This window comes from Mesorhizobium sp. M7A.F.Ca.US.006.04.2.1, from assembly GCF_004022915.1.
GTDB classification, from domain to species: domain Bacteria; phylum Pseudomonadota; class Alphaproteobacteria; order Rhizobiales; family Rhizobiaceae; genus Mesorhizobium; species Mesorhizobium ciceri.
The window spans coordinates 1-3,332 of the sequence record NZ_RZQA01000729.1 but is presented as its reverse complement, the minus strand read 5'-3'; the positions used below and the strand labels follow the sequence as shown (position 1 = coordinate 3,332).

Sequence of the window (3,332 nt, the reverse complement as noted above, 5' to 3'; positions counted from 1 at the left end):
GCGTAAGACCTTTTATGACAAGCTCAAGCGCTACGGCATTGCCGCGTCCGAATTTCGCAATGGCGGCGATGCCGATACGCAACCCATCTCGGAAAAGCGATGAACACGACACTGGAAACGACGGCAAATCCCTCGCCGCAAGACCTCACTTTTCTCAGCGAAAGGCTGACGGCGTTCAACGACGGCGATGTCGGCGCGTCCGAAAGGCATGCGCTTGCGGTGTTCGTGCGCGACGACGCCGGCGCGGTCGTCGCCGGCATTTCCGGCTACACCGCCTGGGGATGGCTTTATGTGCAATGGCTCTGGGTGGATGAGCGGCTGCGTGGCCAGCGCATGGCCGGCAAGATGCTGGACGCGGCCGAACATGAAGCGGTGGCGCGCGGCTGTCAAAACGCCTGGATCGACACCTTCAATCCGAATGCCGCCAAGGTCTATCAGCGCCAGGGTTATCAGCCCTTTGGAACACTTGCCGACTTCCCCGTCGGCCGCAGCCGCATCTTCCTGCAGAAGAAACTGGCTTAACCGGCGAGTTTTCCGCCCTGCATCGGCCGCGGTGCGCCGGTCGTGCTCGGAAAACTGATCGGCAGCCCGCGCAGCACGCGAACCGCGAGGAAGGCAAAGCATTCCGCCTCCACCGCGTCGCCGCTCCAGCCCAGGCTCTCGGCCTGCACCACCTCGACGCCGGCGCGGCTGGCCAGCATCGCCATCATGGTCGGATTATGGCGACCTCCGCCGCTGACCACCAGCTTTTTAGGCCGGCTTGGTAAGAGGTCGAGTGCCTTGCCGACGGCGCCGGCGGTGAACGCGGTGAGCAAGGCTGCACCATCCTCTGCATTCAGGCCGTCCGCCATCGCGGCACCGAAGTCGAAACGATCCAGCGATTTCGGGTAGGCTTTGCTCAGATAAGGGTGCTGCAGCAGCTTGGCGAGCCGGGCCTCGTCGACCGTTCCCGCCCGGCCAAGCGCGCCGTCGCGGTCCATCTCGCCGAGCGCCTTCGACTTGATGAAATCGTTGAGTGGCGCGTTGGCGGGGCCGGTGTCGAAGGCGACGACATTGTCAGCGCCGTCCCACCAGGTGATGTTGGCGACGCCGCCGAGGTTGAGTACGGCGACCTCGCCATTGGCACCGGCGCTGCGCATCAGCGCGGTGTGATAGACCGCGGCCAGCGGCGCGCCTTGCCCCCCGGCGCGCATGTCGGCCGAGCGGAAATCGTATGCGACCTTGGTGCCCAGTATGGCATGCATCAGCTCACCGTCGCCGAGCTGCCGGGTCTGGCCCAGCCGTCCAACCTGCGGCGCACGATGCAGAACGGTCTGGCCGTGAAAACCGACAATGCCGATATCGGCCATCGTCATGCCACAGCCTTCGACCAACTCCTTGACGGCCGCCGATTGCGCGCGTGTCAGGGCATCCTCCGCGGTGCGGAAGATCGCCGGCTCCGGCCCGACGAAATTCCACGCCCGCGCCTCCGTCAGCGTCTCTTCCAGCAGCGAGCGGATCGACGCGGGATAGGGCATCAGCCGATAGGTGCCGAAATCCTCGATCTGCTCGCCATCGGTCTTGATCAGCGCGACGTCGATGTTGCCGTCCAGCACCGTGCCGGTCATCAGGCCGACGGCCCAGATTGGTTCCATAGTCGTTTCCTCGTTGAGCATGATCTTTTCCGAAAACCGTTTCCCACTTTTCGGGACCATGCTCCAGTCCCCATCGATGAGATCACCGATAGCTTTGCGAAGCCTGACGATCCTACCGTCAAAATATCGGTCGGATGAATCCGGTTGGCGGGCAAGGTCCAAGCCTTGCCACTGTCGAAGTGGCGGTCTCGGTGCTGAAGACCGAACGGCCTTCGTAGCGCCACAGGCGATGCTGGACCGCGCAACGTCGGTTCTGCAGCCGTCTGGCTCAACAACCGCCGAGATGCCACCTCTTGCCTGTCAGCCCCGAAGGCGCGACCTTGCCTGATCTGGCGAACGCTTCCGCCGAAATCCGCAAGGAGTGAAAAATCATGGCATCCGATGTGGCCGTCATTGCAGGCGCCGGCGCTGGTCTGAGCGCCTCGCTTGCGCGCCTTCTCACCCGGGAAGGCTTTCGCGTGGTTCTGGCCGCCCGCAATGTCGAGAAGCTCAGCGCTCTGACCGACGAAACCGGTGCGCTGGCCGTCGAGACGGATGTTGCCGACGTCGCGTCCGTCGCCAGCCTGTTCGACACCGCAGACAAGGCCGGCCCGCTGGCGCTTGCAGTGTTCAACGCCAGCGCGCGCACCCGCGGACCGATCGCCGAGCTCGATGCCGAAGCGGTCAAACAGGCATTGCTGGTCGGCGCCTATGGCGGCTTCCTGGTCGGCCAGCAGGCGGCGCGCCGGCTGCTTGCGCGGGGTTCCGGATCGATCCTGTTCACCGGGGCCACCGCCAGCGTGAAGGGATTTCCCGGCTCAGCCGGCTTCGCCATGCCGAAATTCGGCCTGCGCGGCCTGGCGCAGTCCATGGCCCGCGAGCTCGCTCCGCAGAACATCCACGTCGCCCACTTCATCATCGACGGCCAGATCGAGCCGCCCGGACAGGTGGCCGATCCCGGCCGGCCGGACCGCCGTCTATCGCCGGACGCCATCGCCGAGGCCTATCTTACAACCCATCGCCAGCATCGCAGCGCCTGGAGCTCGGAGCTTGAGCTGCGGCCCTGGGCAGAGACGTTTTGACAGTGCAGCTGATCGCCTAGGGGCCAACTGATCGCCTGGCGGGAAGTAACGCGAGCCTTCCGCCACTCCTTTTACATTAGGCGATACTAATATTTTGTGGCTCTGAGCTGCTTATCCGATACATAAAAAAGCCCAGTGTAATATATACGTTTGTTTAACGTCGGTTGTGCATCTTGCTGGCTTTCCCGGTCTAATTGAGAACGCGTATGCCGGTTACACGTCGTACACTGCTTGCGGCCGGGAGCGGCGGGTTGCTGATCTCGCAAGCCCGGGCGGCCAACACTCCAGGACAGCAGGCGGAGAACGCCCCAAAGCCGATCGCGAGCGGCGATGCCTTGCGCATCGCAATGCCGGCCTTCGCTTCCAATCCGTTCTTCCCGGCCGACGGATCGGGGGACAATGGCATAGACATGGAACTGGCCCACGGCATCGCCGCGGCGCTTGGCGTCGAGCCGGTGTTCGACCGATCCGCCGCAACGTTCGACGATATCGTCAGACAGGTCAGTTCCGGACAGGCCGACATGGCGATTGGCAAGCTCAGCAGGACGCTTCAGCGCGGCCGGTCGATCATCTATTCCCGCCCCTACGCCATGCTGCGGCAAGGGCTGATCGCCAACCGCCTCAACCTGGCGCGTAT

Annotated in this window: 4 protein-coding genes; 3 read left to right on the top strand and 1 reads right to left on the bottom strand. The window is 63.9% G+C overall.

Features of this window, described 5'->3' with window-relative positions; genetic code table 11:
* The first annotated feature begins 99 nt into the window (after positions 1-99).
* The gene (locus tag EN925_RS28925; protein WP_127369953.1) at positions 100-522 is read left to right on the top strand and encodes a GNAT family N-acetyltransferase; all 423 of its coding nucleotides are present in this window, start codon (positions 100-102) and stop codon (positions 520-522) included.
* Here EN925_RS28925 and EN925_RS28920 read toward each other — a convergent pair.
* Positions 519-1,634 carry an anhydro-N-acetylmuramic acid kinase gene (locus EN925_RS28920; protein ID WP_127369954.1) on the bottom strand — a complete coding sequence of 372 codons (1,116 nt, stop codon included), beginning with the start codon at positions 1,632-1,634 and terminating at the stop codon, positions 519-521. The genes EN925_RS28925 and EN925_RS28920 overlap by 4 nt on opposite strands.
* Positions 1,635-2,005: 371 nt before the next feature.
* Between EN925_RS28920 and EN925_RS28915 the strand changes: the two genes are divergently transcribed.
* Both EN925_RS28915 and EN925_RS28910 read left to right on the top strand, forming a co-directional pair.
* Positions 2,006-2,695, top strand: a complete 690-nt coding sequence (locus EN925_RS28915; protein WP_024502571.1) for an SDR family NAD(P)-dependent oxidoreductase — start codon at positions 2,006-2,008, stop codon at positions 2,693-2,695.
* A gap of 206 nt (positions 2,696-2,901) precedes the next feature.
* A partial coding sequence (locus EN925_RS28910) for a transporter substrate-binding domain-containing protein (protein ID WP_164894453.1) occupies positions 2,902-3,332 on the top strand: 431 nt, incomplete at its 3' end.